Origin of the sequence: Nocardiopsis exhalans, assembly GCF_024134545.1 — a bacterium.
Lineage (GTDB): Bacteria > Actinomycetota > Actinomycetes > Streptosporangiales > Streptosporangiaceae > Nocardiopsis > Nocardiopsis exhalans.
In genome coordinates this window covers 913,016-938,754 of the sequence record NZ_CP099837.1, presented here as the reverse complement: position 1 = coordinate 938,754, position 25,739 = coordinate 913,016, and the positions used below count along the sequence as shown (strand labels likewise).

At 70.6% G+C, this 25,739-nt stretch carries 29 protein-coding genes; 17 read left to right on the top strand and 12 right to left on the bottom strand.

All coding sequences use genetic code 11. From position 1 onward, the window contains the following. Positions 1 to 3: 3 nt before the first annotated feature. A complete protein-coding gene (locus tag NE857_RS04185; protein ID WP_254419885.1) occupies positions 4 to 864 on the bottom strand; it encodes a helix-turn-helix domain-containing protein in 861 nt (286 codons plus the stop codon). A 184-nt stretch (positions 865 to 1,048) separates the two neighbouring features. On the opposite strand from NE857_RS04185, the gene NE857_RS04180 reads away from it, so the two are divergent. The 4 genes from NE857_RS04180 to NE857_RS04165 all read left to right on the top strand — a co-directional run bounded on the left by NE857_RS04180 (position 1,049) and on the right by NE857_RS04165 (position 3,140). Beyond that, on the top strand, positions 1,049 to 1,306 hold the full coding sequence (locus NE857_RS04180) for a hypothetical protein (protein ID WP_254419884.1): 258 nt from the start codon (positions 1,049 to 1,051) through the stop codon (positions 1,304 to 1,306). Continuing rightward, positions 1,306 to 1,842: a hypothetical protein gene (locus tag NE857_RS04175; RefSeq protein WP_254419883.1), complete on the top strand. Its 537-nt coding sequence runs from the start codon at positions 1,306 to 1,308 to the stop codon at positions 1,840 to 1,842. The genes NE857_RS04180 and NE857_RS04175 overlap by 1 nt, the downstream gene beginning before the upstream one ends. A 321-nt stretch (positions 1,843 to 2,163) precedes the next feature. Further along, the gene (locus tag NE857_RS04170; RefSeq protein ID WP_254419882.1) at positions 2,164 to 2,691 is read left to right on the top strand and encodes an ATP-binding protein; all 528 of its coding nucleotides are present in this window, start codon (positions 2,164 to 2,166) and stop codon (positions 2,689 to 2,691) included. Beyond that, a complete protein-coding gene (locus NE857_RS04165; protein ID WP_254419881.1) occupies positions 2,688 to 3,140 on the top strand; it encodes a hypothetical protein in 453 nt (150 codons plus the stop codon). The genes NE857_RS04170 and NE857_RS04165 overlap by 4 nt, the downstream gene beginning before the upstream one ends. 71 nt (positions 3,141 to 3,211) lie before the next feature. On the opposite strand, the gene NE857_RS04160 is transcribed toward NE857_RS04165, so the two are convergent. Both NE857_RS04160 and NE857_RS04155 read right to left on the bottom strand, forming a co-directional pair. Next, positions 3,212 to 3,355, bottom strand: coding sequence for a hypothetical protein (locus tag NE857_RS04160; RefSeq protein WP_254419880.1), 144 nt, complete (start codon positions 3,353 to 3,355; stop codon positions 3,212 to 3,214). Positions 3,356 to 3,434: 79 nt separating this feature from the next. Then, on the bottom strand, positions 3,435 to 4,112 hold the full coding sequence (locus NE857_RS04155; protein WP_254419879.1) for a peptidoglycan-binding domain-containing protein: 678 nt from the start codon (positions 4,110 to 4,112) through the stop codon (positions 3,435 to 3,437). Positions 4,113 to 4,307: 195 nt separating this feature from the next. Here NE857_RS04155 and NE857_RS04150 point away from each other — a divergent pair, with 195 nt between their 5' ends. After that, positions 4,308 to 5,165 carry a helix-turn-helix domain-containing protein gene (locus tag NE857_RS04150; RefSeq protein WP_254419878.1) on the top strand — a complete coding sequence of 286 codons (858 nt, stop codon included), beginning with the start codon at positions 4,308 to 4,310 and terminating at the stop codon, positions 5,163 to 5,165. Here the strand turns inward: NE857_RS04150 and NE857_RS04145 are convergent. Then, positions 5,140 to 5,571 (bottom strand): DUF2000 domain-containing protein, encoded by a 432-nt coding sequence (locus NE857_RS04145; protein ID WP_254419877.1) that lies wholly within the window; start codon positions 5,569 to 5,571, stop codon positions 5,140 to 5,142. The genes NE857_RS04150 and NE857_RS04145 overlap by 26 nt on opposite strands. Before the next feature lie 181 nt (positions 5,572 to 5,752). Between NE857_RS04145 and NE857_RS04140 the strand changes: the two genes are divergently transcribed. Continuing rightward, positions 5,753 to 6,214, top strand: a complete 462-nt coding sequence (locus NE857_RS04140; RefSeq protein ID WP_254419876.1) for a hypothetical protein — start codon at positions 5,753 to 5,755, stop codon at positions 6,212 to 6,214. 4 nt (positions 6,215 to 6,218) lie between these two features. Here NE857_RS04140 and NE857_RS04135 read toward each other — a convergent pair whose 3' ends face one another. Further along, positions 6,219 to 6,878 carry a TetR/AcrR family transcriptional regulator gene (locus NE857_RS04135; RefSeq protein ID WP_254419875.1) on the bottom strand — a complete coding sequence of 220 codons (660 nt, stop codon included), beginning with the start codon at positions 6,876 to 6,878 and terminating at the stop codon, positions 6,219 to 6,221. Between the two features lie 40 nt (positions 6,879 to 6,918). After that, the gene (locus NE857_RS04130) at positions 6,919 to 8,082 is read right to left on the bottom strand and encodes an acyl-CoA dehydrogenase family protein (protein WP_254419874.1); all 1,164 of its coding nucleotides are present in this window, start codon (positions 8,080 to 8,082) and stop codon (positions 6,919 to 6,921) included. Positions 8,083 to 8,242: 160 nt separating this feature from the next. Here NE857_RS04130 and NE857_RS04125 point away from each other — a divergent pair, with 160 nt between their 5' ends. Then, complete coding sequence (locus tag NE857_RS04125) at positions 8,243 to 9,061, top strand: TIGR03084 family metal-binding protein (RefSeq protein ID WP_254419873.1); 819 nt, start codon at positions 8,243 to 8,245, stop codon at positions 9,059 to 9,061. A 62-nt stretch (positions 9,062 to 9,123) separates the two neighbouring features. Here NE857_RS04125 and NE857_RS04120 read toward each other — a convergent pair whose 3' ends face one another. Both NE857_RS04120 and NE857_RS04115 read right to left on the bottom strand, forming a co-directional pair. Next, positions 9,124 to 10,335 carry a DUF418 domain-containing protein gene (locus NE857_RS04120; RefSeq protein WP_425572153.1) on the bottom strand — a complete coding sequence of 404 codons (1,212 nt, stop codon included), beginning with the start codon at positions 10,333 to 10,335 and terminating at the stop codon, positions 9,124 to 9,126. Between the two features lies 1 nt (position 10,336). Further along, the gene (locus NE857_RS04115) at positions 10,337 to 10,972 is read right to left on the bottom strand and encodes a TetR/AcrR family transcriptional regulator (RefSeq protein ID WP_254419872.1); all 636 of its coding nucleotides are present in this window, start codon (positions 10,970 to 10,972) and stop codon (positions 10,337 to 10,339) included. 175 nt (positions 10,973 to 11,147) lie between these two features. Here NE857_RS04115 and NE857_RS04110 point away from each other — a divergent pair, with 175 nt between their 5' ends. From NE857_RS04110 to NE857_RS04100, 3 genes are all read left to right on the top strand, one after another. Further along, positions 11,148 to 12,446: a flavin monoamine oxidase family protein gene (locus NE857_RS04110; RefSeq protein WP_254419871.1), complete on the top strand. Its 1,299-nt coding sequence runs from the start codon at positions 11,148 to 11,150 to the stop codon at positions 12,444 to 12,446. A 218-nt stretch (positions 12,447 to 12,664) separates the two neighbouring features. Further along, a complete protein-coding gene (thiD, locus tag NE857_RS04105; protein ID WP_254419870.1) occupies positions 12,665 to 13,468 on the top strand; it encodes a bifunctional hydroxymethylpyrimidine kinase/phosphomethylpyrimidine kinase in 804 nt (267 codons plus the stop codon). Between the two features lie 109 nt (positions 13,469 to 13,577). Continuing rightward, on the top strand, positions 13,578 to 13,769 hold the full coding sequence (locus tag NE857_RS04100; RefSeq protein ID WP_254419869.1) for a CsbD family protein: 192 nt from the start codon (positions 13,578 to 13,580) through the stop codon (positions 13,767 to 13,769). Between the two features lie 114 nt (positions 13,770 to 13,883). Here NE857_RS04100 and NE857_RS04095 read toward each other — a convergent pair whose 3' ends face one another. Beyond that, positions 13,884 to 14,390 (bottom strand): MarR family winged helix-turn-helix transcriptional regulator, encoded by a 507-nt coding sequence (locus NE857_RS04095; RefSeq protein ID WP_254419868.1) that lies wholly within the window; start codon positions 14,388 to 14,390, stop codon positions 13,884 to 13,886. 90 nt (positions 14,391 to 14,480) lie between these two features. Between NE857_RS04095 and NE857_RS04090 the strand changes: the two genes are divergently transcribed. Continuing rightward, entirely contained in the window at positions 14,481 to 15,128 is a 648-nt protein-coding gene (locus NE857_RS04090; protein WP_254419867.1) for a nitroreductase family protein, read from the top strand. Beyond that, on the top strand, positions 15,125 to 16,084 hold the full coding sequence (locus NE857_RS04085; protein ID WP_254419866.1) for an EamA family transporter: 960 nt from the start codon (positions 15,125 to 15,127) through the stop codon (positions 16,082 to 16,084). The genes NE857_RS04090 and NE857_RS04085 overlap by 4 nt, the downstream gene beginning before the upstream one ends. Before the next feature lie 24 nt (positions 16,085 to 16,108). Here NE857_RS04085 and NE857_RS04080 read toward each other — a convergent pair whose 3' ends face one another. After that, positions 16,109 to 18,295: an alpha-galactosidase gene (locus tag NE857_RS04080; protein ID WP_254419865.1), complete on the bottom strand. Its 2,187-nt coding sequence runs from the start codon at positions 18,293 to 18,295 to the stop codon at positions 16,109 to 16,111. A gap of 202 nt (positions 18,296 to 18,497) precedes the next feature. Between NE857_RS04080 and NE857_RS04075 the strand changes: the two genes are divergently transcribed. The 4 genes from NE857_RS04075 to galK are packed head-to-tail and all read left to right on the top strand — an operon-like array spanning position 18,498 to position 22,467. Continuing rightward, positions 18,498 to 19,286, top strand: coding sequence for a DeoR/GlpR family DNA-binding transcription regulator (locus tag NE857_RS04075; protein WP_254419864.1), 789 nt, complete (start codon positions 18,498 to 18,500; stop codon positions 19,284 to 19,286). Further along, positions 19,283 to 20,308 (top strand): galactose-1-phosphate uridylyltransferase, encoded by a 1,026-nt coding sequence (galT, locus tag NE857_RS04070; protein WP_254419863.1) that lies wholly within the window; start codon positions 19,283 to 19,285, stop codon positions 20,306 to 20,308. Before NE857_RS04075 ends, galT begins: the two co-directional genes overlap by 4 nt. A 3-nt stretch (positions 20,309 to 20,311) precedes the next feature. Next, the gene (gene galE, locus NE857_RS04065; protein WP_254419862.1) at positions 20,312 to 21,274 is read left to right on the top strand and encodes a UDP-glucose 4-epimerase GalE; all 963 of its coding nucleotides are present in this window, start codon (positions 20,312 to 20,314) and stop codon (positions 21,272 to 21,274) included. After that, on the top strand, positions 21,271 to 22,467 hold the full coding sequence (gene galK, locus NE857_RS04060; RefSeq protein ID WP_425572152.1) for a galactokinase: 1,197 nt from the start codon (positions 21,271 to 21,273) through the stop codon (positions 22,465 to 22,467). The genes galE and galK overlap by 4 nt, the downstream gene beginning before the upstream one ends. A 203-nt stretch (positions 22,468 to 22,670) precedes the next feature. On the opposite strand, the gene NE857_RS04055 is transcribed toward galK, so the two are convergent. Then, on the bottom strand, positions 22,671 to 23,861 hold the full coding sequence (locus NE857_RS04055; RefSeq protein ID WP_254419861.1) for a tetratricopeptide repeat protein: 1,191 nt from the start codon (positions 23,859 to 23,861) through the stop codon (positions 22,671 to 22,673). A gap of 595 nt (positions 23,862 to 24,456) precedes the next feature. Here NE857_RS04055 and NE857_RS04050 point away from each other — a divergent pair. Then, entirely contained in the window at positions 24,457 to 25,392 is a 936-nt protein-coding gene (locus NE857_RS04050; protein ID WP_254419860.1) for a Gfo/Idh/MocA family protein, read from the top strand. A 38-nt stretch (positions 25,393 to 25,430) separates the two neighbouring features. Here the strand turns inward: NE857_RS04050 and NE857_RS04045 are convergent, their stop codons facing one another. Next, the gene (locus NE857_RS04045; protein ID WP_254419859.1) at positions 25,431 to 25,691 is read right to left on the bottom strand and encodes a GlsB/YeaQ/YmgE family stress response membrane protein; all 261 of its coding nucleotides are present in this window, start codon (positions 25,689 to 25,691) and stop codon (positions 25,431 to 25,433) included. Positions 25,692 to 25,739: the final 48 nt, after the last annotated feature.

The following is a 25,739-nucleotide window of genomic DNA, read 5'->3' as shown; positions in this document are numbered from 1 at the left end:
TTTCTACACGGCGTCGTAGATCTTCTTCATGGAGCGGATCGATTCCGCTTGGGAAAGAGCGGTGACCTGTAGATGGTCGAATACCAGCCGGTAACTGGCGACCTCGTGCTCCTCCTCCAGGAACAGCCCTTCCGTGCGTGATTCGAGGTAGACGATCGGCGAGTCCATCTCTTCGGGGAAGTCGAGCACGACGAACGGGCCAGAGACCCCTGGGTGGAGACCTGCGGTGAAGGGCAAAATCTGGATGGTCACCCCGTTGTCAGGGTTCTCTGCGACGTCGATGAGGTGCCGGAGCTGCTCCTCAGCAACCCCGTCTTCCGTGGGCACACGGCGTAGCGCGGACTCGTCGATCACTGCCCAAACGGTTGGTGGCTGGTCTCCGGAGAGGACCTCTTGGCGTTCCATGCGAGCCTCGACCCGGCGAGCGACTTCCTCGGCGGGACGGGTCAGGCTCGCGCGTACCGACGCGGCTGCGTACCCCTCGGTTTGGAGCAGCCCAGGGATGACAACGGGCTGCCAGGTTGAGACTACGGAGGCCTCGGACTCGAACCCCACCAGTGAATCGGCGCCGAAGATGTCACGGTACTTCTTCGTCCACCAACCCTTCTCGCGAGACTGGCGCGCCAGGTCGATGGTGGCTTTCCGGGTGGCTGGATCCTCCACCCCGTAGTAGTCCAGCAGCTGACGAACATTACCCAGGTCAGGGCGTACCCACTTGTTGCCCTCCATGTGGGCCAGCCGTCCGCGTGACCACTCCAGGTCAGCGGTGACGGTGTCCAGCGTCTTCCCCTTCTCGTGCCGAAGCTGGCGGAGCACGGCGGACAAGCGGCGCCTGCGGACAGTAGGGCTGATTCTCCTGCTCATGGGGCCTCTCCCTGGGGGTGTACGGGCCGATCGTATGGCAGATCTTCACAATCAGGCATCTTTCGGAATCCTGAGGTCGGATTCTTGTTCTTGGCTTGCAAATATTAGATTCCTAAGTTCATCATAGGAAGGTATTCGTCTGAGCCGCTGTTATCCAGCGGCATCCGAGCACCAGGAGTCCGCTATGGCGCGATACCTGAACCTGTCTGAGCTGGCGCATGTGCGCTGGTTGGCTTCCGAAGCGATGCGTCGCCGTCGCCCCCGCCGGGCCAGCCGGGTACGCAGCTACGCCCCGGTTCCCCGAAACCTGACCCTGGAGCAGCCCTCGTGCTCGCCCCGCCCGCCACGGGTCCCGATGCCCCGGCGGCCGTTGGAGACCGCGCCCCTGCAGATCCTTCAGCTGCTCCTGGCGGGGCTGCATCGGCTGGGGGTGGCGGCCTGATGTTCGACATCTACACCGATGACCTGCTCACCGTCCTCGAAGAAGCCCTTCGACCGCCCGCGCATCTGAGCGCCTCCGAGCTGGCCGCCTGGCACTCTCACACCCTGCGTAACCGGCTCCCTCTGATCCGGGAAGCGTTGCGGCTGGCCCGCGAGGAAGGGGACGGCGAGCTGGCTACCGGCCTGGTCGATCAGGCCATCGCCCACCACCCCGACCCGCCCCGCGCGGCCAGGAGGATCGGAGGCGACGGGGCGAGCCTGCCGGTGCCGTCACAGGCGAACCCGCCCGCTGAGGAAGAGTTGCCCATCCCCGAGCACGTGTTGTGCACGCTGCTCTACAAGCACTGGTGCATGACCATCGTGGGCACGCCTCCCGAGGAGACCTTCATGGCCTTTCGGCCCTTCGGGTGGGTCGGTGAGGGAGATCCCTCAGAGCGGATCACCGCCTCCAGCCGCCATCAGCTCCTACACCGGCTCTTCCGCCGCCATCTGGTCAACGGCAACCCGGACGACGTCACCCAGGCGCCTACCAACTGAGCCTCGCTCGCCCTCGACCCCCGCGAGCCCGCTGCGGCACCGGCCCCCAAGGCCCGGCGGGCGCGCCCCAAGCCCAGGGGCGCTGGACAACCAAACGCACTGTTCAGACCCGAACGGCCACGACTACATCCCGGACCAGCCACCCGTGAAACGCGGCAGCACGGCCACCGCCACCTGCCGCTAGTGCGGGCACACGATCACCGCGCCACACGCTGAACCCTCCGGGCCTTCAGCGCTCATAAGAAAGCTCTGGCGGGTGCGACAACACCCCCAGAGCAGGCCGACAACCACCGTCAGATTCAAAGAAAGCGAGTTGCCGACATGGCCATTGTGCCAAACATCCACACCCCCACGCCCCCGTTCACCGGACACCGCTGGCCCTCCCGCCTCTACCCGGACGAGTTGGCCCAGACCCGCTGGGTGCGCGCGGACCTGGCCGCCGACCTGCACCGCCTGGCCGGACTCCCGGACGAGACTGCTGAGAACCTGGTGCTCTGCGCCAGCGAGATGTTCGCCAACGCGGTTGACCACTCCCGCTCCGGTGAGGATGTGGAGGGCCAGGTGGTGCGCACCCTGCACATGCCCACCGCCGCCACCCTTCAGGTCGCGACCGTTGACGACGGCCAGCGCACCGATACCGCCGAGTTCCAGACACCGCAATCCCTGCAGCACACCGTCGAGGAGTGGGAGCAGGCCGAACGCGGCCGGGGTCTGCTGCTGATCGGATATCTCGCCACCCGGTGGGGCACCCGCTCGGTGCTGGACTTCCCCTTCTGCCAGGGGTTGGGCACCGTGACCTGGGCCGAGTTCACCCTCCCCAAGGCCACCACGGGCGAGGCCACCCGATGAGCGGCCCGCATCAGGTGAGCTCCGAGGTACGCCAGCGCCTGTCCGCGCCCCGGGGCCACCGCTTCTCCCGCCCCGGCAGCAACCGCCCACCGGCCGTTCCGCCAGAGACCCACTCCGAACGCCGGGAGCGGTTGCTGCGCCAGATGGAAGGCAACCCCCGGGTGGCCCACATGCTCCGGCACGGACCGACCCCCCACTGGTTTCACGTGGCCCGCCAGCGGCAGGAGAGGAAAGAGCGAGAAGCCCGAGCCCTGGAGGCGGCGGTGGCGGAAGCGGAGGCCTACCTGGCTGCGCAGGCGGCCCCCGCGCCGCCGCGCGGCCGCCATCGGGCGCCCCGCCGGTGGTGGGCCTGGCCCGCCGCCGCTCTGGGCTCCGCGCTGCTGTTCGGGCTGACGGTCACCGAGGCCCTGGCCGAAGGATTAGCGCAGAACGCGGGATTCCTGCCCTAACCGAGCGCGCGGATTCACGGCACACCGACCACCGGGCTCGTCCGGACAGCACCGAAGCCCAGCGCGAGGGTTCAGCGCTGGGCTTCGGTTTCGGGGAGGGGGTCCGGGGCGTGTTCCGCGTACACGCCCCGGAGGGCGGGCCGGGCCGCGTCCCCCAACCAGGCCTGGCCCGGCCTGCTCCGCCCCCTGAGCGGCACGACTCCGAGGGCGGCCATCGGAAATGGTCAGGTGTCCGGCCGTTGAGTGTGCCTACCGGGTCCGGAGCTACTGGATTCGGATTTGCTGGGTTCACAGCTACGGGGTCTCACCCGGTTCGAAGGCGACCAGGGCCCGGAAGGTCACCTCACCGGCCAGGCCGTCGACGCAGTCGGCGGCGCTGACGGCGATAGCGGCCTCATCGCAGACCATGTCGGTCTGGTACCGGATCACGGCGTCCTCGGTGATCGGCCCGTAGTGGCCGTCGAGCTCGTCGGGCTCCAGGTAGCCCTGGTGGATCAGCAAGGACTGCAACGCCTCGACACCAGGACCCTCGTGGCCGGAGCCGTAGTAGTTCAGGCCAGAGGGGGGACCCCAGAGGGCCCTCGGGGTGTTGAGGTCGAACTGGATGTCGGAGAAGTGCGCCCACATCTCCTCCTTCAGCTCACCGTGGTCGTCCTGGTAGACCTCCAGGACCTCCTTCAACTCCTCGTTGTAGGTGTTCGTCGGCGGCTGGTCCCAGTACGGGTCACCGTCCGCGTCGGTCTGGTGGTGCAGGTAGGACGTGGCCACCAGGATGTTCGTGTGGGTCTCGCCGTCGGCCGGGTACTCGGGCCAGGGCCGCTCCATGATCCCGGGCGCGTCGGCCGGAGCGATCGGCTGCATGTCGTTCTCGTTCGCGAAGGCCGCAGAAGCGGTCAGCGTGCCTGCCCCGATAAACCCCGTCGCGAGCAGTGCGGCTCCGGAGAGCTTCGCGGCAGTGGTCGGGTTACCCATGTGGACTGTCCCCCAAATCGCTGTGTCCGGTGGGTTCACAGAGTAGGACGCACGTCACACCCACCTTTGTTCACCTGCGAATACTCACTGACCGTTTGCGGTCGATCCCGGTTCCGCCGTGAACCCCGAAGCCCCGGACGTATCCGTGCGCGCACGCGCCGGGCGCCCCGCGGCGGCGCGGCGTAGAGTTCGGACATGGGTGTGGGCAGGGGGCCGGAGCGGGACGGCCACACGGACACCGTGGTCCTCGAACCGGGCATCGACGGCATCGCCGAGGTGTTCCACACCCACATGCGCCAGCACGCCTACCCGATGCACACGCACCGGTCCTGGACCCTGCTCATCATCGACTCCGGGACCGTCCGCTACGACCTGGGCCGCCACGAGCACGGCGCCCTCGACCGGACGGTGACGCTGCTACCGCCGCACGTGCCGCACAACGGCACCCCCGCCACCGAGCAGGGACTGCGCAAACGGGTGCTGTACCTGGAGCCGGAGCAGATCGATCCGGACCTGGTGGGTCACGCGGTGGACCACCCGATGTTCGACGACCCCCTGCTGCGCCACCGCATCCACCAGCTGCACGGCACCCTGTTCCAGCCGGGGGAGCGACTGGAGTCGGAGAGCCGCCTGGCACTGGTCTGCGAGCGGCTGCGCCAGCACCTGCGCGACGACCTGGACTCGCCGCGGGTCACCGACGATCCGGGGCTGGCCGATCGCCTGCGGGACCTGCTGGACGCGCGGACCGTCGAGGGGGTTTCGTTGGCCGGGGCCGCCGAGCTCCTGCACGCCCACCCGGTCCACCTGGCCCGGGCGTTCACCCGCCGGTTCGGGATGCCCCCGCACCAGTACCTGGTGGGACGTCGGGTGGACCTGGCCCGGCGGTTGATCCTCCAAGGCCGGGCCCCCGCGCACGCGGCGGCGGATTCGGGCTTCCACGACCAGGCCCACCTGAACCGCCACTTCAAACGGGTGCTCGGCCTCCCGCCCGGCCGCTACGCACGGGCTCTGCGCAACGGCACCGAGCTCAGCGGTGCATCCGTGCGCCCTTGACGATCTTGTCCACGCCGTTCTTCGGCCCGTGCACCGCCAGACCCACCAGATCCAGTGAGTCCCGGCCCACCGCCCGAACGGCGGCCCGGTTGTCCCGGTCGTTGCCGGTGGCGAACAGGTCCGAGGTGAAGACGGCGAGGTCGGAGTCCCGGGAAACGGCCCGGGTGTGCGCCTCGGTCAGCGTCTCCTTGTCGGCCTCGAAGACCATGATCGGCTGGCGGAACATCGGCAGGTAGGCGGTGCCGTCCGCGTCCTCGTAGGGTTCGCCGACCAGTTCCGGAACCCGGCTGCCGAGCCCGCTGACCAGGAAGGCCGTCACGTTGAGCCGCTGCCAGACGGCCAGGTCGTCACGGAGTAGGACAGCGATCTTGGTGGCGAAGCGAACGGGTGCGTCTGTGTTGTCCATGCACCGCATCCTCGCCGCGGGCCCCGCCCCGGGTCTTGTACGTTCCTAACCTGCCGCCCTCGGAACGCAAAGAAGGGAACCGAATACCGGAGACGCCACTGAAGCCCAGAAGAACTTTTTTCCACTAGAGTATTCAACACCCCCACAATCCACTCAAACATCGAACGCCAAGGACTTCGCCTTGAAATTCTCGGAACACGAAAAGCTCATTGAAATTGGAAGAGGGCTGGCATCAGAGACTCCAGAAGACTGGATTCGAATCGAAGCATACGCGTCCATGATGACAGAGGTTTCTACCTTCTCCGTTGAAGTGTTCAAGGAGGGCGGTGGGCATGAATCCATCAGCATTCCCTTTCCGGTGAGCATGGCGTTCCGAGAGCTCCGCGAGGGCATGGACACCGCTGAACACGGGACTTGGTTCTCGGCTCAGTACTACCTTGAAAGGCCCGGGATGTTCAAAGTTGAGTACGACTACGACAGCGAACCACCTTTTCCCTACACACTGGACCCCGAAAGATACGGCAATGACTACTTGAATTACCCTCGCAGCCCGGAAAATATCCCCAAGTGGCTCTTTGGGAAGTTCGACGAATGCAAGAGGAGGGAGCGGGAGCTACTAGAAAATTCAGATCAAGACGATTAGCAGGTCAGGGATCGCCCAGAGGCTGGGCCCCGGACGCCCCCGGCGGCTCGTACTCCAGGCCGATCCCCCGCGCCCACAGGCGGGTGGCGGTCTCCACGACCACCTCCGGGTCATGGCTTTCCCCGTACAGGAACAGCATCCGGGCGGTGTGCTCCACCATTCCGCCGAGCATGCTCGCGGTGGCCTCCACGTCGATGTCCGCCGAGGCCAGGCCCTCCTCCTGAAGACGCCGGGTGCCCGAGATGATCCGGTCGACGAAGAGCCCGCGGATCTCCAGGAACAGGGTCCGGAACACCGGATGCCGCGGTGAGATCTGCTCGATGACCTGCATGATCCGCGCGTTGTCCCGGTAGGCGGACAGGAAGCGCCCGGTGGCGTGCCGGATCCGGTCCACCGGGGCGGTGCCCGGGGGCGCGGCGGATCGGGCCGCGTCGAACATCTCCCCGGCCACGCCCTTGGCGACCTCGTGGAAGATCGCGTCCTTGGAGTCGAAGTAGGTGTAGAAGCTCCCGTAGGCGATCCCGGCCCGGCCGGTGATCTGGGCGATCCTGGTCTCCTCGAACCCGGACTCCTCGAACACCTCGCGGGCGGCCTGGACGAGCACTCCCCGCTTACGCCGTCCGCGCTCCGTGGGCGGCCGCCCGGTCAGCGTCTGTTTTCCCACTGCTACACCTCGGCTCCCCTCCCGACGTCGCGCCTCGCGGTCACCGCAGCGGGAGGAACTTCGCGATGACCTCGTTCATGATCTCGTAGGTCCCGCCGCCGATGCTGAACACCCTGGCGTCGCGGTAGTGGCGCTCCACCTCCGTGCCGCGCATGAACCCCATGCCGCCGTGCAGCTGGACGGCGTTGTCCACCACGTAGTCCATGGCCTCGGTAGCGGTGTTCTTGGCCATCGCCACCTCCGCGATGAGGGGTTCGCCGTCCTGGAGCCGCTCGGCGATGCCCCGCACGTAGGCCGTGGCCACCTCGGTGCGGCGGTGCATCTCCACCAGCCGGTGCCGCAGCACCTGGCGGCGCGAGAGCGGGCCGCCGAAGGCCTCGCGTTCGCGGACCCACTCCAGTGACAGGTCCACGCAGCGGCGCGCCATCGCGCAGGCCTGGACCGACAGCCCGATCCGCTCGCTGGCGAACTGGCGCATGATCTGGAAGAAGCCCTGATCGACCTCGCCGAGGAGCCGGTCGGCGGGCACGCGCACGTCCACCAGGGACAGCTCGGCGGTGTCCGAGGAGCGCCAGCCCATCTTGTCCAGTTTGCGGGCGGCGGTGAACCCGGGGGTGCCGCGTTCCACCACGAACAGCGAGATGCCCTCGTGCCCAGTGTCGGAGGTGCGGGCGGCCACCGTCACGAAGTCGGCCCGGTAGCCGGAGGTGATGAAGGTCTTGGACCCGTTCAGCACCCACTCGTCGCCGTCGCGGACCGCGCTGGTGCGCAGGTGGGCCACGTCCGAGCCCGCGTCGGGTTCGGTGATGCCCAGTGAGCAGACCAGCTCACCGGTCAGGGCGGGGCGGACGTAGTCGCGCAGCAGGTGTTCGCGGCCGTCCGCGATCAGGGCTGGCAGCGCGATGGTGTGGGTGAACAGCGAGGCCAGGACCCCCGTGGGCACCCCGGCCAGGACGGCCTCCTCGGAGACGATGAGCTGGTCGAGCATCTCGCCGTCGCCGCCCGCGGACTCCGGCAGGCCGAGGCCGAGCAGTCCGAGGCGGCCCGCCTCCCGGTGCAGGTCGCGGGGCAGTTCGCCCTCGTCCTCCCACCGTTCCACGTGCGGAAGGATCTCCTTGGCCGCGAAGGTCCGCACCGTCTCCCGGAGCGCGGCGCGCTCGGGGGTGTTCCAACGATCGGTCCGGGGGGTGTCGGTCGCGGTCATGTACGCACACTCGCATCCGTCTCGGGGACAGCCAGGGGGCCTGGGAGAGCCAGGTCACACTTTGCTATGGTGCGCCGAACATGACAAGTCAGTCAACATCTGTCGGAACTGTTGGCCGACATCCGTTGGAAGACCGGCGGACGACCCCCGAGGAGGATTCGTGGTCGACACACACGCCCTGCTGGCGGACCTGCGCGCGGAGCAGGAGGAGATCGCCGCGCTGCTCGACGGCCTCGACCCCGCGGACTGGGCCAGGGCGACCCCCTCGCCCGGCTGGAACATCGCCGACCAGGTCGCCCACCTGGCCTTCTTCGACCGGTCGGCGCTGACCGCCCTGACCGACGCGGACGGGTTCGCGAAGATGATCGAGGCGGCCCTGGCCGACCCCGAGGGGTACGTGGACACCGCGGCGGCCCCGCTGGCAGCCCTCGCCCCCGCCGACCTGCTCGCGGAGTGGCGCCGGGGCTCGGCGGCGCTGCGCGAGGCCCTGGCCGGGGCCCCTCCGGGGACCCGGGTGCCCTGGTTCGGTCCGCCGATGAGCGTGCCCTCCAAGGCGACCGCGCGGCTGATGGAGACCTGGGCGCACGGTCAGGACGTGGTGGACGCCCTCGGACTCACCCGAACCCCCACCGGGCGGCTGCGGCACATCGTCCACATCGCCCTGCGGGCCCGGCCCTACAGCTACTTCGCCCGCGGGCTTCCCACGCCGGAGGCGGCGGTCCGGGTGGAGCTGACCGCCCCCGACGGCGGGCTGTGGCGAATGGGGGCCGATGACGCCGCGGACGTGGTGCGCGGCGACGCCGAGGAGTTCTGTCTGGTCCTCACCCGCCGCCGCCACGTGGCCGACACGTCCCTGACCGCCGAGGGAGCGGCCGCCCGGGAATGGCTCGACGTCGGCCAGACCTACGCGGGCGGCCCCGGTGAGGGCCGCCAGCCGGGCCAGTTCCCCCGCCGGGACACCGGACGTACCCGAGAGTGATCATGACTGCCCTGTCATATTGATCCATCCGTTCCGGCTCCCGGCTCCCGTGCGGCGGGTCTCTAACGGGCCCGGGACAGGACCTTCTTCTGGAGGGCCTCCAGCGGTCCCTGCCGGAAGACCCGCAGCCACAGCACCGACGCCGCGACCAGGAAGAGCGAGACGGTCGCCCACAGGCCCATCGCCCACCACGAGTCCGCGCCCGCCATCCGGTCGGCCAGGCCGAGTCCGGAGCCGTAGCAGACGAACACGAGGATGACGTTCTGCGCGACGTAGCCGGTCATCGCCATCCGGCCGAGCGCGGAGACCCCGGTGACCACGGGCCCGGTGCCCTTCACCCGGTCCAGCACCCAGCCGACCAGGCCGATCAGGCCCAGGGCGACCAGCGGGGCCGCGGCGTAGCGGTCCAGGAGGAACCAGTCGGGACCGGCCAGGGACGCGGCGACGGTGAGCGGAACACCCAGGCCGAGCCCCCACCCGAGCAGCCGGGCGCGGATCCGGCGGCCGGCGGCGTCGTCGGCGAAGGCACCGGCCCGGAAGAGGCGCACGCCCAGCAGGAACATGAACACCATCAGGCCGAAGGTGACGATCGGTTCGGCCCGCAGGGCCAGGGCGTTGTCCAGGCGGAAGGCGACCTGGTCCAGGTAGGAGCCGTGGGCGTAGAGGTCGACGGCTTCGGGCGGCATGGCGGGGTGCGCGACGGGTTCGGTCGCCAGCACGGCCGTGAGCAGGGTCATCAGGGCCAGGTGCAGGGCCAGCGACACCCACATGACGACGCCCCGGACCCGGTCGGAGCGGGTGAGCAGCCAGGCGACCAGCAGGGCGACCACCGCGTACCCCATGAGCACGTCGGCGGCGAAGACCAGCGTGAAGTGCACCGTCCCCTCGACGAACAGGAACAGTGCCCGCCACCGGTAGGGGCCCGGCCAGCGCGTGCCCCGTTTGGCCGCCGACTGGAACTGGATGGCCAGGCCCACGCCGAACAGCAGTGTGAGCAGGGCGAGGAACTTGCCGTTGGCGGCGGTCCGGAAGACGCCCTCGACGAGGTTCGCGGCGGAGGGGTCGGCGAGGAACGGCGCGAACGGGCTCAGCCCGTCGTTGCCGTACAGGAGTGCCGATTCTCCGCCGGGACCGGTGAACAGCCACACGTTGGTGGCGAGTGTGCCCAGGATGGCGACGCCCCGCAGGACGTCGAGCAGGGGCAGACGCCCTCTCGCGGGTACCTGTTCCGCCTGTTCGGCCCCCTGACCAGCAGGGGTTCCGGTGCCGATCACGTCAGTTCTCCTCTGTCGGGGGCTGGGTCGGGTCGAGCCCCTCGGGGTCGGAGAAGAGCCGGGTGAAGTACTGGCGGAGCGAGCGTTCGGCCGTGGCGTCGTCGAACAGGTCCGCGGTGGCCAGTCGGTGGATGGTGAGCCCGTCGACGAAGGCGGCCAGGGCGAGGGCCTCGGCCCTCGGGTCGAGGCCAGCGGAGAGCTCACCGTGGCGCTGGGCGGCGGCGAGCCCCTCGGCCAGCCCCTCGATCAGCTCATGGGCGGCGGAGCGGTGGAGTTCGGCCATCTCGGGGTCGTGGACGGTGGCGGGCAGGAACTCCAGCCACACGGTGAGTTCCCGCTGCCGTTCCTCGTCCAGGGGCAGCAGGGTGCGGGCGACCCGGAACAGCAGGTCGCGGACGGGCAGGGTGCGCTCGACCTCGGCGATCCGCTCCTCACCGCGCTTGTAGAGGTGCTCGACCCCGAAGCGCAGCAGGTCGTCCTTGCTGCGGAAGTAGCGCTGGACCAGGCCGACGGAGGCGCCGAGCTCGTCGGCGACGTCGGCGAAGGTGGTCTTGGCCAGGCCCTTGCGGGCGATGGCGCGCAGCAGGGCTTCGGCGACCTGGCGCCTTCTCTCGTCGTGGTCCGCGGTGCGTGGCATATAAAAATATTAGAAACATATTTTTATTTGCGCAACTCCTGGCCGCTTCCGGCCGCGCCGTCCGGCCCGCCCCCTGCTCAGGGGCTCCCCGGGCCCGGCCCGGTCTGCGGTGCCCGGATAATGCGGGTGTGGCGTCCCTCGGACCGGGGGCCGCGCAGGGGACTCAGGAGGCGGCGTGGGCTCGGGCAGACGGGGTTCGGACGGCAACCCGCCGACGGCGGTGAGCCGGAGGTCCCTGCTGGTCGGCGGGGGTGTGCTCCTGGGTGGAGCGGTGGCCCTGGGCGCCTCGGCCCACCTGTCCCGGGAACGCTGGGACGTGGCCGTGATCGGTGCCGGGGTGACCGGTCTCTCGGCCGCGCGGAACCTGGCCGACCACGGGCTGTCCGTGATCGTCCTGGAGGCGCGCGACCGGATCGGCGGCCAGCTGTACACCGACCACACCTTCAGCTCGGTCCCGGTCGAACTGGGCGCCGGGCTGATCCACGGCCGGGAGGCCTACACCTGGGAGCTGGTGACGGAGGCCGGAGCGGAGACCGTCCCGGTCCGCGCCGGGAACGGGACGCCCGAACCCCTGACGACCCCCGATCCGCCCCGAGCCGACGAGGACGCCGCCGCCTACCTGCGCCGGATGGGCGTCCCCGAGGAGCGGTGGCCGCCGGTGTCCGTCGACAACGAGTCGCTGGAGCGGTGGAGCGCGGTGTGGATGCGCGAGTACGGGCTCTTCGACTGGTGGACCGTCCCGCGGGAGAACTTCCGGGTGGTCGGCGGCTACGACAGCCTCCTTCCACCGCTCTCCCACGACCTGGACATCCGCCTGCAACACACCGTTGACCGCGTGCGCTGGTCCGGCCGGGGCGTGCGGCTGGACGTGTCCGGCCCCGGGGGCGGAACGCAGGTGCGCGCGGACCGCTGCGTGCTCACCCTACCGATCGGCGTCCTCAAGGCCGGTGACGTGACCTTCGAACCGGAGCTCCCCGCCGGGCACCGCGACGCCGTCGACGCCCTGGACCGCACCGACGCCCTCAAGCTCGTGTACGAGTTCGACCGCGCGGTCTTCCCCGCCGACGAGGACGCCCTGGGCTGGGACGAGGACTCGGGGTTCGTGTTCTGGTGCGTGTCCCGGGAGGACCCCGAGGTGGTCGTCGCCTGGGCCGCGGGCGAGAAGGCCCGCGAGCTCCAGGGCATGCCGACCGGGGAGCGGTTCACGACCGGGCTGGCGGCGCTGTCCGAGGCGCTCGGCGAGGAGGCTCCCGAGCCGCTCGCCCGGACCACCCACGACTGGGCGGCCGACGAGTTCAGCCGGGGCGCCTACCTGTTCGTCCCGCCGGGCGCGCACGACGCACCGGACTCGCTGGCGGTGCCGCTGGAGGGGGTCGTGTATTTCGCGGGCGAGCCGACCACCGGCGAGAACACTGTGGACGGCGCCTACGCCAACGGTTACGACACCACGGACGTCCTCCTCTCCCACCTGTGATCCCCCGGGCGGCGCGACCGGCTCCCCTGACAGCCTCCGCCTAGACTTGCGAGGGCCGTGGGCGCGGTCTTCAGGGGTCCGCTTCAGGAGTCCACCGAACACCCCAAACCTGCCCTATATGCCGGAAATGTTCAGCTGTGATGCACTATCCCAGGGTTCGTGACCCGAGAGGGCTCCGACACCGCGCAACAGCACAACAAGCTAGAGGGAGGTTGGCGATGACCAACCGCGCGTACGTGATCGCAGGTTCGGAGGCCACCGGCGGCGCCGGGATCCAGGCCGACCTCAAGGCCTTCCAGGAACTGGGCGTCTACGGGGCCGGGACGATCACCTGCATCGTCTCCTTCGATCCGAAGAACGACTGGGGCCACCGCTTCGTCCCGGTCGACCCGGGCGTCATCGCCGACCAGATCGAGGCGGCCACCACCTGCCACGACCTCGACGTCGTCAAGATCGGCATGCTCGGCACCCCGGACACCATCGACGTGGTCGCCGAGGCCCTCCGGCGCCAGCCGTGGCGGCACGTGGTCCTCGACCCGGTCCTCATCTGCAAGGGCCAGGAGCCCGGCGCCGCACTGGACACCGACAAGGCCCTGACCGCGCAGATCCTGCCGCTGGCCACCGTCATCACCCCGAACCACTTCGAGGCCCGCACCCTCGCCGGGATGGAGTCGCTGGACACCGTCGACGACCTCGTCGAGGCCGCCCGCCGCATCCGCGAGCTCGGCCCCCGGCACGTGATCGTCAAGGGCGGCACCGAACTGCCCGGCCCGGACGCCGTCGACGTCTACTTCGACGGCGAGGAGGTCACCGTCCTGAGCGCCCCGAAGATCGGCGAGGAGCGCGTGAGCGGCGCGGGCTGCACCTTCGCCGCCGCGATCACCGCCGAACTGGCCAAGGGCGCCGAGGTGGGCGAGGCCGTGCGCACCGCCAAGGCCATGGTCCGCGAGGGCATCGCCGAGCGCCTGACCACCCGCGCCCCCTTCGCCTCCGTCGTCCCGATCGCCCCCGCTCACAACTGAGCCTTACCGGGTGACCTGCTTCACTTCGGCCACATTCGCCTCCCCGGGGATGATTAGCTCCGCGCAAATCGGACAGGGCTGTGGGTGGAATCGATCGAAGGAGGCTCCCGTGTCCGAGAAGGACAAGGCCGAGAACAAGTTCGACGAGTTCAAGGGCAAGGCCAAGGAGGGCCTCGGCAAGGCCACCGACAACGAGCAGTGGCAGGCCGAGGGCAAGGCCGAACAGACCAAGTCCAAGCTCAAACAGGCGGGCGAGAAGGTCAAGGACGCCCTGACCCCGGACGACAAGCCCAAGGGGTAGTAGTCCGGAACGACCGTCGGCGCTGAGCCCCGGCGGTCCGAACAGGATTCCGAGGGGAGGCCCCGAACACGGGGCCTCCCCTTCGTCGTGCCCGGGCCCGCCGCCCCCGTGGGATCAGGGCTCCTCGGGGGCGGTGTCGCCCAGGGAGAGCAGCAGCGTGCGCAGCAGGTCGGCGAGCCGGGCCTGCTCCTGATCGCTGAGCCCGTCGAGCAGCCGGGCCCCGTTGGCCACGTGCCCCTCCACCGCCCCGTTCACCAGGTCCAGGCCCTTGTCGGTGAGGCTGACCAGCACGCGGCGCCGATTGGCGGGGTCGACCGCCCGGTGGACCAGCTCCTTGCACACAAGGCGGTCGACCCGGTTGGTCATGGCGGCCGATCCCACCATCATCATCCGCACCAGGTCCTTGTTGTTCAGCCGGTAGGGCGGGCCGGACCGGCGCAGGGTGGCCAGCACGTCGAACTCCCAGCGCTCCAGGTCGTACTCGGCCAGGAGGTCACCGACCCCCCGGCCCAGGATCTGCTGGAGGCGGTTCATCCGGCCGATGATCCCCATCGAGGAGGTGTCGAGGTCGGGCCGCTCACGGGCCCATTGGGCGAGGTAGAGGTCGACGGCGTCGTTCATCCGGAGAGCATAGCGCCGCGTCCTTGACTCCCCCGGAAACCCTCGCATAATCTTTCGACATCGAACATTTCGACATCGAAAGGTTTTTGCATGACGCCCCCCACCGTCGCCGAGGCCATCCGCCACCGGCGCAGCGTCCGCCGCTTCCGCCCGGACCCGGTCCCCGCAGCCCTCCTGAACGAGCTGCTCGAACTCACCATGGAGGCGCCCTCCAGCTGGAACTTCCAGTCCCGCTCCGTGGTGGCCGTGCGCGACCCCGTCGCCCGGGAGGCGCTCTCCCGAGCCGCCTACGGTCAGCGCCAGCCTCGCGAGGCGCCGCTGACCCTGGTCTTCCTCGCCGAGACCGGCCGTTGGCACGAGGACCTGAGCGGCATCTATCGCGCCGCCCGGGACAACCGGGCCTGGGACGAGGGCTTCGTACACGCCACCGCGACCTCCGGGATCGACTTCCAGCGGGCACTCGACGCCCGCGGGCTCGGCCGCGAGTACGCGGTCAAGGACGCCGTCATCGCCGCCACCCACACGATGCTCGCCGCCTCCGCGGCCGGGCTGGCCAGCTCACCCATGAACGGCTGGGACGAGGCCCAGGTCCTCAAGGCGATCGGTGCCGACGACCGCGACGACCTCGCCGTCGCCCTGCTGCTCTCCGTCGGCTACCCGGCCGAGCAGCGCCGCCACCCCGGCCGCCTGCCACTGCACCGCGTCGCCTTCGGTGACCGCTACGGGGAACCGCTGTGACCGGCCGCGGACGGATCGCCGCCGACTCCCTGCTCACCGCCCTGGCCCCGATGGTCTGGGGCAGCACCTACCTGGTCACCACCGAGTTCCTGCCGCCGGACCGCCCCTTCCTGGCCGCCCTCCTGCGTGCACTGCCCGCCGGACTGCTCCTGGTGCTGTTCGCCCGGGCCCTGCCCGCTGGCGTGTGGTGGTGGCGCTCCCTGGTCCTGGGCACCCTCAACATCGGCGCCTTCCTCTACCTGCTCTACGTCGCCGCCTACCTGCTGCCCGGCGGGATCGCCGCCCTGGTGATGTCGGTCCAACCGGTGATCGTCATGCTCCTGGCCGCCCTCCTGCTCGGCGACCGGCTCCGGCTGGTCCACCTCCTGGCCTGCGCGCTCGGCGCCTTCGGGGTCGGACTGCTGGTCGTGGGCCCGGAGGCCGCCCTGAACCCGGTCGGCGTCCTGGCCGGGCTCGCCGCCGCGATCTCCATGGGCAGCGGCATCGTGCTCGCCAAACGCTGGGGCCGCCCCGAGGATGTGAGCCTGCTCGGCGTCACCGGTTGGCAGCTCACCGCGGGCGGCCTGGTCCTGCTGCCCCCGACCCTGCTCTTCGAGGGCCTGCCCGGCAGCCTCACCCCGACCAACCTGGCCGGGTTCGCCTACCTGGGCCTGATCGGCGCCCTGCTCGCCTACGTGCTCTGGTTCCGCGGCCTGGAGCGGCTCCCGGCCCTGGCGGTGTCCTTCCTGTCCTTCGCCAGCCCGCTCACCGCGACCCTGCTCGGCTTCCTGGTGCTCAACGAGACCCTCACCCCGGTTCAGGGCATCGGAGCCCTCGCGGCCGTCGGCGCGGTACTGCTGGTCCAACTCACCTCACACCGCCCGCCAGGCGAGGAGGAGACCGCCCCCGGCAGCGCGTCCTCCACATCCCAGGAGGAAGAGCGGCCCGGCAGGCCTCAGCAGCTGAGCCGCCTCTAGGGAGGCCGAAGGCGGGAGGGGCCCTCAGACCTCCCTGAGGTGCAGCAGCAGCGCCTGGGCCGGGTTGAGCCCCGGCATCTGCAGACCGGACCGGACCAGTACGGCGCCCGAGACCACCGCCTCGCCTTTGACGAACCATTCGGGCATCACCTGTTGCATGGTCGACGGGCACCCCGCCTCCCGCCGCCAGGTGACCCGGTACCGGCGGTCCTCCCCCAGTCCGGGGAGGCGGACCCGCCCGGGCAGGGCGCGCGCGGACGACGCCAGTCGGGCGTACCGGAACACCGCCTCGCCGCGATCTGGTGCGACCACCCCGTCGAGCTGTTCGGCGGGGTCCGCGGGATCCGCGTGCACCGGGTCGCCGGAGTGCAGCAGCGGCCGCAGCTCCTTGTACAGCCCGATCCACGAGGTGAGCGCGGCGAGCTCGTCCTCGGAGCAGCCGGTGACGTCCCACTCGATCCCGGCGTGCGACATCAGGCTGGTGAGCAGCCGGGCGGACAGTGCGGTGACCCGTCCCGTGGTGTGCGACTCGGGTCCGCCCACGTGGCTGCCGACCAGCTCGGGCGGCAGCAGCAAGCCGGTCCACCGCTGGATGGCCAGCCGCTCCAGGGGGTCGTTGTTGTCCGAGGCCCACACGCGGTCGGTGCGGGCGAGGATACCCAGGTCCACGCGGCCGCCGCCGGAGGAGCAGGACTCGATCTCGAGCCCGGGGTGGTGTTCACGCAGCCGGTCCAGGAGCGCGTAGACCGCGTGGGTCTGGCCGTGCACCCCGGCACTTCCGGTCGGTCGGTGCACCGCCTCCATGAGGTCGCGGTTGTGGTCCCACTTGAGGTAGTCCGGCCGGTACTCGGTGACCAGCGAGTCCAACCGCCCGAACACGTGCTCCAGCACTTCGGGCCGTCCCAGGTCCAGGACCTGCTGGTTGCGGCTGGGCGGGGGCAGATGGTCCTCGGGGGCGAGCAGCCAGTCCGGGTGTGCGCGGGCGAGGTCGGAGTCGGGGTTGACCATCTCCGGTTCGACCCACAGCCCCACTTCCATACCCAGGGCGCGGACGTGGTCGAAGAGCGGGTGCAGTCCGTCCGGCCACACGTCGGGGTCCACGGTCCAGTCGCCGAGCCCGGCGGTGTCGTCGCGCCGCCCCCGGAACCAGCCGTCGTCGAGGACGAAGCGCTCCACCCCGATCCGCGCGGCGGTGTCGGCGAGCTCGGTCAACCGGGTGAGGTCGTGGTCGAAGTAGACCGCCTCCCAGGTGTTGAGGACCACCGGGCGGGGCGCGCGAGAGTGCTCGGGGCGGGCTCGCAGCCACCGGTGGACGCGGGCGGACATGCCGTCCAGTCCCCTGTCCGACCAGGACAGGAACACCCAGGGGGTGCTGTAGGACTGTCCCCGGACCAGCCGGACCTCACCGGGGTGCAGGAGTTCGCCGCCCGCGATCACCGCGTCGGCCTGCCCGGCGCCCTCGGGGAGGCGTTCGGCCAGGTGGACGTGGTCGCCGCTCCAGGCGGTGTGCACGCCCCAGACCTCGCCGTGCCGGAACCCGAAGCCGGTGCTGCCCGCGGTGAGCAGCAGCGGGGCGTCGTGTCCGGAGCGGCCGCGCCGGGAGGCCCGCATCCGGGTGCCCATGCTGAGCGGCTGCCGTTGTGGGGAGCGTTCACGGACCCACCGCCCGGTCAGGTCCAGGACCTCCTCGGCTTCCCGGGGCAGCGGCAGGGTCACGTGCAGGGCGTCCAGGGTCCACGGGTCGGGGTCGAGGTTGGTGACGGTGTTGCGCGCCCGGACCAGCCCGGAGGCCTCCAGCCGCAGCTCGCACCGGATCCGCAGACCGCCGCCCTCAGCGGTCACGGTGGCCTGGCCGCCCGCTCCGGCCCTGTCGCCCGCGCCTACGGCGCCGTCCGCACCGGTGTCTGCGCCCTCCATGGGGTCGACGACCACCTCGACCCGGTGCCAGCGGGGATAGGTCACCCGGCCCTCGTGGTGTCCGGACAGTCCGGGGTGGCCGCGCCAGCCCTCCCCCTGGGTCGGCAGCAGTGAGATCCAGGCGGGTGTGTCCACCCCGTTGTTGGCCGCCGCGGGCGAGGCCGCCGCGGCCAGTCCCTCGAGGTCGGGCAGGTCGGCGCCCCAGTGCAGGACGTGCGGCAGCCCGGAGTCGGGAACCCCCAGCACCAGCGCGGTCCCGGCGGCGCGGAGTTCGATGGTCCGGTGGTGGGTCATCCCTTACTCGCTCCCAGGGGTCGGCCCGGCGGCGGAGTTTCCCCGCGGGGGTCACCAGCTTCGGGAGACAAGCCCGCCCCTGTCAACACTCCCAGACAGATATCAACAAAATATCGCAGCATCACCTGGGCCGTTGACAGCAGACAGCCCAACAGGGCACCTTAATCAAACAGAATCCAACATCTATCGTTCTGGAGGGCGGATGCTGGCCGCACAACGGCAGGAGTTGATCCTCGAACAGGTCCGGCGGGACGGAGGCGTCCGCGTCACCGACCTCGTCGAGGCCTTCGCCGTGTCGGACATGACCATCCGGCGCGACCTCGACGCCCTGGAGCACCGGGGCGAACTGCGCAAGGTCCACGGCGGCGCCGTCGCCCCCGAGGGGGCCCGCACCGAGGAGCCCGGGTTCGAGGCGAAGTCCACCCGCCAGTCCGCGGAGAAGCACGCGATCGCCCGCGCCGTCACCGAGCTGGTCGAGCCCCACAGCGCGGTGGGTCTGTCCGCCGGGACCACCACCGCCCTGGTCGCCGAGTACCTGCGCGAGACACCCGGGCTCACCGTCATCACCAACTCGATCCACGTGGCCGAGGTCTTCTACCGGTCCGAGCGCACCGACCAGACCGTGGCGCTGACCGGTGGTTTCCGCACCCCTTCGGACGCCCTCGTCGGCCCCCTCGCCCTGGCCTCCGTCCGCGGGATCAACCTGGACACCCTGGTCCTGGGTGTGCACGGCATGCACGAGCGGGCCGGGTTCAGCACGCCCAACCTGACGGAGTCCGAGACCAACCGTGCCCTGGTGGAGTCGGCCCAGACCCTGGTGGTCGCCGCCGACCACACCAAGTGGGGGACGGTCGGCATCAGCACCATCGCCCCGCTGGACCGCTGCGACGTGCTCGTCACCGACGAGCGCCTCACCCCCGACGCACGCGAGACCCTCCAGGACCGCGTGGGCCGCCTCGTGGTCGCCGACGTCATCCGGGAGACCCCATGAGGAAGACCGCCACGCGCCTGGCCGACGGCCGGGAGATCATCTACTACGACGAGGGGCACGGCGTCCGCCGGGAGCTCCCTGACCTGCGGGACCTGCCGCCGGCCGCCTCCGGCTCGGAGCTGCGCTGGGACCCGCTCCGCCGCGAACACGTCATCCTGGCCGCCCACCGCCAGGGCCGCACCCACCTGCCGCCCAGCGACGAGTGCCCGCTGTGCCCCTCCCTGGGCGACCGGCTGACCGAGGTGCCCTCGTCCTCCTACGACGTGGTGGCCTTCGAGAACCGCTTCCCCGCCCTCAGCGGATCCCAGGGCCGCTGCGAGGTGGTCTGCTTCTCCTCCGACCACGCCACCTCCCTCGCCGAACTCGGCCCCGAACGGCTGCGCACCGTCGTGGACGCCTGGGCCGACCGCACCGACGAGCTGTCCGCCCGGCCCGAGGTACACCAGGTGTACGTCTTCGAGAACCGGGGCCCGGAGATCGGGGTGACCCTGCACCACCCGCACGGGCAGATCTACGCGCTCCCGTTCGTCACCCCCAGGACCGAACGCGACCTGGAATCCGCCCGCCTGCACCGGGACGGGACCGGACGCGACCTGTTCGCCGACATCCTGGAATCCGAGAGCGCCGGTCCCCGCGTGGTCCTGCGCAACGAGCACTGGACGGCCTTCGTCCCCGAGGCGGCCCGCTGGCCGGTCGAGGTCCACGTCTACCCGCATCGGGCCGTGCCCGACCTACCCGCCCTGAACGACGCCGAGCGCACCGCCCTCGCCGAGCTCTACGGCGACCTCCTCGGCCGCGCGGACCGGCTGTACGACACCCCGCTGCCCTACATCTCCGCCTGGCACCAGGCCCCCGTCAACGACCCCGGGCTCCGCGGGCTCGCCCGGTTGCGCCTGGAACTGTTCTCCGTGCGCCGCGCCCCCGGCAAACTCAAGTACCTGGCCGGAACCGAGTCCGGCGCGGGTGTGTTCAGCAACGACGTGGCCCCCGAGACCACCGCCCAGCGACTCCGAGAGGCCTGATCCGTGAAGCTCCTCGTCACCGGCGGCGCCGGTTACGTCGGCAGTGTCGTCACCGCGTTCCTGCTGGAGGCCGGGCACGAGGTCACCGTGCTCGACGTGCTCTCCGCCGGACACCGCGACGCCGTCCCCTCGGGCGCGACCCTGGTCGAGGGGGACCTGCACGCCGCCGCCGACGTGCTCGACCCGACCTTCGACGCCGTCCTGCACTTCGCCGCCAAGTCGCTGGTCGGCGAGTCGGTCCAGGACCCGGGGCCGTACTGGGCCAACAACGTGGGCGGCACACTCGCCCTGCTGGAGGCGGCCCGTACCCACCGGGTGCGGCGCCTCGTGTTCTCCTCCACCGCCGCCACCTACGGGAACCCGCCCTCGGACGCACCGCTGCGCGAGAGCGACCCGGCCGTACCCACCAACCCCTACGGCGCGAGCAAACTCGCCGTCGACCACATGCTGGCCGGATGGACCCGGGCGCACGGGCTGGGCGCGGTGAGCCTGCGGTACTTCAACGTGGCCGGCGCCTACCGGACGTTCGGTGAGCGGCACGACCCCGAGACCCACCTGATCCCGAACCTCCTGCGGGTGGCCTCCGGGCAGGTCCCGCACGCCTCGCTCTTCGGTACCGACTACCCCACCGCGGACGGCACCGCGATCCGCGACTACCTGCACGTGGCCGACCTCGCCGACGCCCACCTACGGGCGTTGGAACACGTCGAGCCGGGCGCCCACCGGGTGTACAACCTGGGTGGTGGCGGCGGGTACTCGGTGCGCGAGATCCTGGCCGCGGTGCGGCGGGTCACCGGGCACCCCGTCCCGGTGGTCGAGGGCCCCCGGCGCGCGGGCGACCCGGCGGTACTGGTGGCCTCCACCGAACGGGCCCGCACGGAACTGGGCTGGGAGCCCGTGCGCGAACTGGACGAGATCGTGGCGGACGCCTGGGCCTTCACCCGCAAGGGGGAGACCACCAAGTGAGCGACCACCGCATAAGCGAGCAGCGCGCGAATGACATCGCGGAGGACTTCCGAGAGCTGTTCGGTACGGCCCCCGAGGGGGTGTGGACCGCTCCGGGGCGGATCAACCTCATCGGTGAGCACACCGACTACAACGACGGTTTCGCCCTGCCGATCGCCCTGCCCCACTCGCTGACCGTGGCCGCCGCGCGCCGCCCGGACGGCATCGCCCGGCTGCGCTCGCGCCAGTTCGACGGCGCCTTCGAGGTTCGCCTGGTAGACCTGTCCCCGGGCGGTGTAACCGGCTGGGCCGCCTACCAGGCCGGGGCGCTGTGGACACTGCTCGACGAGGGGTACGACATCGGCGGGCTGGACCTGCTGGTGGAGAGCCACATCCCCACCGGAAGCGGGCTGTCCACCTCGGCGGCGGTGTCCTGTGCGACGGTGCTCGCCGCCACCGGCCTGTACGGCGCGGAGTCCTCGTCCGGATCCCCTGGCGAACCCGCTCCGGCCGAGGTGGCACGACTGGCCCAGCGCGCGGAGAACGACTTCGTGGGGATGCCCTGCGGAATCATGGACCAGTCCGCGGTGATGTTGGCCGACGAGGGGCGTGCGCTCTTCCTGGACTGCCGTTCCCTGGAGACCGAGCAGGTGCCGTTCGACCCGGCCGCGCACGGGATGTCGCTGCTGGTGGTGGACACCCGGGCCCCGCGCCGCCTGGTGGAGGGCGCCTACGCCGAGCGCCGACGCGCCTGCGAGGAGGCCGCCCGGATCCTGGGGGTACGGTCGCTGCGGGACGTCTCGGCCGGGGAGCTGCCCGAAGCCCTGGCCGCGCTCCCGGACGACATCTCCCGCCGCCGGGTGCGGCACGTGGTCACTGAGAACGCGCGTGTGCTCGAAGCCGTGGCCCTGTTCAGGGCCGGTCGGCCCCGCGAGTCGGGGCCGCTGTTCACCGCCTCGCACGCTTCCCTGCGCGACGACTACGAGGTGAGCGTGCCCGAGGTGGACACGGCGGTGACGGCCGTACTGTCGGCGGGGGCCCTGGGCGCACGGATCACCGGCGGCGGCTTCGGCGGCTGCGTGATCGCCCTGGTGGACACCGAAAACGCCGCGGACTGCGGCGAGGTGGTGCGCGCGGCCTTCGCCGAGCAGGGTTTCGACGAACCGGTGGTGTTCACCGCCCTGCCCTCCACCGGGGCCCGCCGCCTGAGCTGAGGCCCCGGGCGGTCGGTCCCGTCGGATGGCCCGGGCACCAACCAGCCCGGGCCGCCTGTCGAAGCGACCGTCCAGCTGCCCGCCCTTGCCCGCCCCTGGCTGGCTTTCACCACGCCCGACCCGCGGCTCCGCTCAGCCGAGCCCGGTCTGCGCGTGCGGGCCGGGGACGAGTACACGCTGACCGTGACCAACGAACACCGGAGCTACTCCAGGTAGGTGCGGAGCCTCCTGGCCTCGGTCTCGTTGCCGTTCTCCCGGTACAGCCGCTCCGCCTCCACGAGGTGGGTCTTCCAGTCCCGCACACCGGTCAGCTGGGCGTGTCCGGCCAACATCTCGCGCACCCGGGCCGACTGGTGGACGAGCCCTCTGGCCGCGAACCCCATCAGGGCCAGGTCCAGTTCCCTCTGGGCCTCGGACCACCTGCGCTTGGCGACCAGCACACGCCCCCGCTCCCGCCGCACCCTGGCTATGTTGACCTCGTCCACCGGGCTGCCGTCGCCCGGAGCCACGAAGAACTCCAGAGCCGCGTCCAGGTATTCGAGAGCGTGGTCGAAGCGTCCCATGTTGATCAGGGTGCGACCGACCAACAGGTCCAGGACCGCCAGGCCGCGCGGGCACCCCACGGCCTCCTTGAGCGGTCGGACCCTCGTGAACAGGGACAGGGCGTCGGCGTGGCGGCCGTCAGCCAAAGCGATCAGGCCCCTGCCCTCCAGGGCGGACGCACGGCCCCGGTGGTCGCCGTCGGCAGCAGCCAACGCGTAGGACGCGGCGAATTCCCCGTCAGCCTCGTCGAGCGTTCTCGCACCCCTCGTTCTCACGTCCGTGAGGAGTGCCAGGCCCACCAGGTTGCGCATCCGGGCCTGCCACACCGTGTCGCCCAGGGCCCGGGACGAGTCCAGCCCCGCCCTCAACAGTCCGACGAGGGCATCGAACTCACCGGTCTCCCGCATGTAGGCCTCGGCGGACTCCACCGTGCGGCAGACCGTCTCGTGCCTACCGCGGCTCCGCGCCCAGGCCACACAGCTGGCCAGGAACCCGGAGTTGGCCCGCATCCAGTCCCTGGCCTCGTCGACCGAACCGAAGGCGGGCAGGCTCAGGTCCGTGTCCCCGTCCGGTCGGGCGAGAGTCCAGTCGGACGCGATGAAAGCGGCGGCACGGATCGCACCCTCGGACACGTAGTGGACGAAACGGAACAGAACCGCCTCGCGCTCCTCATCGGAGAGCTCCTGTACGGCCGGAACAGCGCGTTCGGCACCTGCCGGGCAGAGGGTGGCCAAGCGGGCGGTCTTGTGGGCGGCGTCGGTCTCGAACCACTCCGAGGGCAGCTGCCGACACAGATACTCGGAGGCTGTCTCGCCGTCCATCGGGTCCAGGTCAGTCGGGTCAGGTCTCACCGTCTCGTCCCCTCCCACGGGAAGCGCGCATGTGCATGGCACGGCAGAACACCCGCGTCGGCGCCCCTCGCTGAGGGGGTCGGCAACTGGCCCGAGCCGAGCGGAGAACTCCGTGCGCTCCAACACCCCGAGCAGTCCCTCAGGTGGCCCATCATGCGTGAGCTCGGAATAAATGACCAGGAGTTTTTCGACGCGCCCGAAGCCACGAACTCATTGCCCCACGGGAAAAAGACCGCCCCACCAGCGAAATCATCGAATCCGGGGCTGGGTCGCGCGTCCGGACCTGGCCACGCCCGATGGGCGGCGGTCGTCTCTGTTCCCGGGTATGACCGGTCGAGTTCCGGTCTGCTTCCGCAGACCGGTTCGGGTGCGCTCAGGTACCCGGTTCGGCGCTGCCGCAGGGCCTCCTGCACGGTGTCCGCGGCAGCCGGGCCGAGCCCGGGGTGACGTGTCCGGGGTTTATCGGGCCGGATAAGGCGATCTGAGCTCCGGGGCCGATGCACGGAAACCCTTGATGGGAGCGTTCCCATAGGCCAGGGTTACCTGGGGAGAAAAACACCCACGAGAAGCACCACTGACACGGGAGGGTCCATCCATGGAACTGCGGTTCGGGCTGTTGGGCACGGGTTTCTGGGCGACCGAGACCCAGGGGGCCGCACTGGCCGCGCACCCGGAGGCGACGCTGGTCGGGGTGTGGGGGCGCGACCCGGCCAAGGCTACGGAGCTGGCGGACAAACTGGACACACGCCCCTACGAGGACGTGGACGCTCTCCTGGCCGACGTCGACGCCGTCGCGATCGCGCTGCCCCCGCAGGTCCAGGGCGAACTGGCCCTGCGCGCGGCCAGAGCCGGGAAGCACCTGCTGTTGGACAAACCGATCGCCCTGGACACCGAGGCGGCCGACGCCCTCGTCACCGAAACCCAGGCGCGCGGACTGGCCTCCGTGGTCTTCTTCACCAGCCGTTTCTCCGACGGGGTGAACGACTTCCTGCGCCAGGCGGTCGCCGACGGCGGCTGGCACGGGGTGCGGGCGACCCTGTTCGCCTCCATCTTCCAGCCGGGCAACCCGTACGGGGCCTCCCCCTGGCGCCGCGAGAAGGGCGGGTTGTGGGACGTGGGACCGCACGTGCTCTCGGTGGTGCTGCCCGTCCTGGGTCCGGTCGAGGAGGTCACCGCGGTGGCCGGTCCCCGGGACAGCGTGCACGTGCTCACCCGGCACCGGGACGGGGCCGTGGGTTCGCTCTCGGTGACCCTGGACGCGGCCCCGGAGGCGGAGGCCTTCTCCGTGGACCTGTACGGCGAGCACGGCTGGCGGTCGGTACCGGGCGGTGACCGCAGCGCGGTGGAGGCCTTCGGGTCGGCTGTCGACCGCCTGTTGGAGCAGGTCCGCACGGGCCACGGCGACCCCTGTGACGTGCGGTTCGGCCGCGAGGTCGTGGCCGTCCTGACGGCGGCGGAGGCCTCCGTGCGCTCCGGCCGGACGGTACGCGTGGCCGAGGCCACCGGTTCGGATCCGGTGGCCTCGGGTTGAGCAGGTGACGTCTGGCGGCCAGACCGCCAGGCGTCCGGTCAGGCGGTACTGGCGTTCTTGGAGTACATGCCGTCGGCCAGGTAAACGATGGCGGCGGCTACCAGGACTTGGACGATCAGTACGAACAGCCAGAACCCAGTGAAGAAGCTCGCGATCCAGCCGCCCAGCAAAGCGGCCACGATGCCCAGGAGCAGGGTCAGCCAGATCGGCAGATGCTGCTTTCCGGGTACGACAAGACGACCGAGCGCACCGATGATCAGACCGACGATGATCGCGCTGATGATTCCAGTGATCTCCACAGAGCCTCCCCCAGGTAGACGCTTTCCCCCTGTTCCCGCTCCGCAGGT

Bases quoted from the DNA above. Each gene is read 5' to 3' on its own strand.
- NE857_RS04095 (WP_254419868.1), bottom strand. From the start codon at position 14,390: ATGAACGACGCCGTCGACCTCTACCTCGCCCAATGGGCCCGTGAGCGG.
- NE857_RS04155 (WP_254419879.1), bottom strand. From the start codon at position 4,112: ATGGGTAACCCGACCACTGCCGCGAAGCTCTCCGGAGCCGCACTGCTC.
- NE857_RS04080 (WP_254419865.1), bottom strand. From the start codon at position 18,295: ATGACCCACCACCGGACCATCGAACTCCGCGCCGCCGGGACCGCGCTG.
- galT (WP_254419863.1), top strand. From the start codon at position 19,283: ATGAGGAAGACCGCCACGCGCCTGGCCGACGGCCGGGAGATCATCTAC.
- NE857_RS04170 (WP_254419882.1), top strand. From the start codon at position 2,164: ATGGCCATTGTGCCAAACATCCACACCCCCACGCCCCCGTTCACCGGA.
- thiD (WP_254419870.1), top strand. From the start codon at position 12,665: ATGACCAACCGCGCGTACGTGATCGCAGGTTCGGAGGCCACCGGCGGC.
- NE857_RS04150 (WP_254419878.1), top strand. From the start codon at position 4,308: ATGGGTGTGGGCAGGGGGCCGGAGCGGGACGGCCACACGGACACCGTG.
- NE857_RS04075 (WP_254419864.1), top strand. From the start codon at position 18,498: ATGCTGGCCGCACAACGGCAGGAGTTGATCCTCGAACAGGTCCGGCGG.
- NE857_RS04175 (WP_254419883.1), top strand. From the start codon at position 1,306: ATGTTCGACATCTACACCGATGACCTGCTCACCGTCCTCGAAGAAGCC.
- NE857_RS04160 (WP_254419880.1), bottom strand. From the start codon at position 3,355: ATGGCCGCCCTCGGAGTCGTGCCGCTCAGGGGGCGGAGCAGGCCGGGC.
- NE857_RS04180 (WP_254419884.1), top strand. From the start codon at position 1,049: ATGGCGCGATACCTGAACCTGTCTGAGCTGGCGCATGTGCGCTGGTTG.
- NE857_RS04115 (WP_254419872.1), bottom strand. From the start codon at position 10,972: ATGCCACGCACCGCGGACCACGACGAGAGAAGGCGCCAGGTCGCCGAA.
- NE857_RS04130 (WP_254419874.1), bottom strand. From the start codon at position 8,082: ATGACCGCGACCGACACCCCCCGGACCGATCGTTGGAACACCCCCGAG.
- NE857_RS04185 (WP_254419885.1), bottom strand. From the start codon at position 864: ATGAGCAGGAGAATCAGCCCTACTGTCCGCAGGCGCCGCTTGTCCGCC.
- NE857_RS04165 (WP_254419881.1), top strand. From the start codon at position 2,688: ATGAGCGGCCCGCATCAGGTGAGCTCCGAGGTACGCCAGCGCCTGTCC.
- NE857_RS04090 (WP_254419867.1), top strand. From the start codon at position 14,481: ATGACGCCCCCCACCGTCGCCGAGGCCATCCGCCACCGGCGCAGCGTC.
- NE857_RS04145 (WP_254419877.1), bottom strand. From the start codon at position 5,571: ATGGACAACACAGACGCACCCGTTCGCTTCGCCACCAAGATCGCTGTC.
- NE857_RS04050 (WP_254419860.1), top strand. From the start codon at position 24,457: ATGGAACTGCGGTTCGGGCTGTTGGGCACGGGTTTCTGGGCGACCGAG.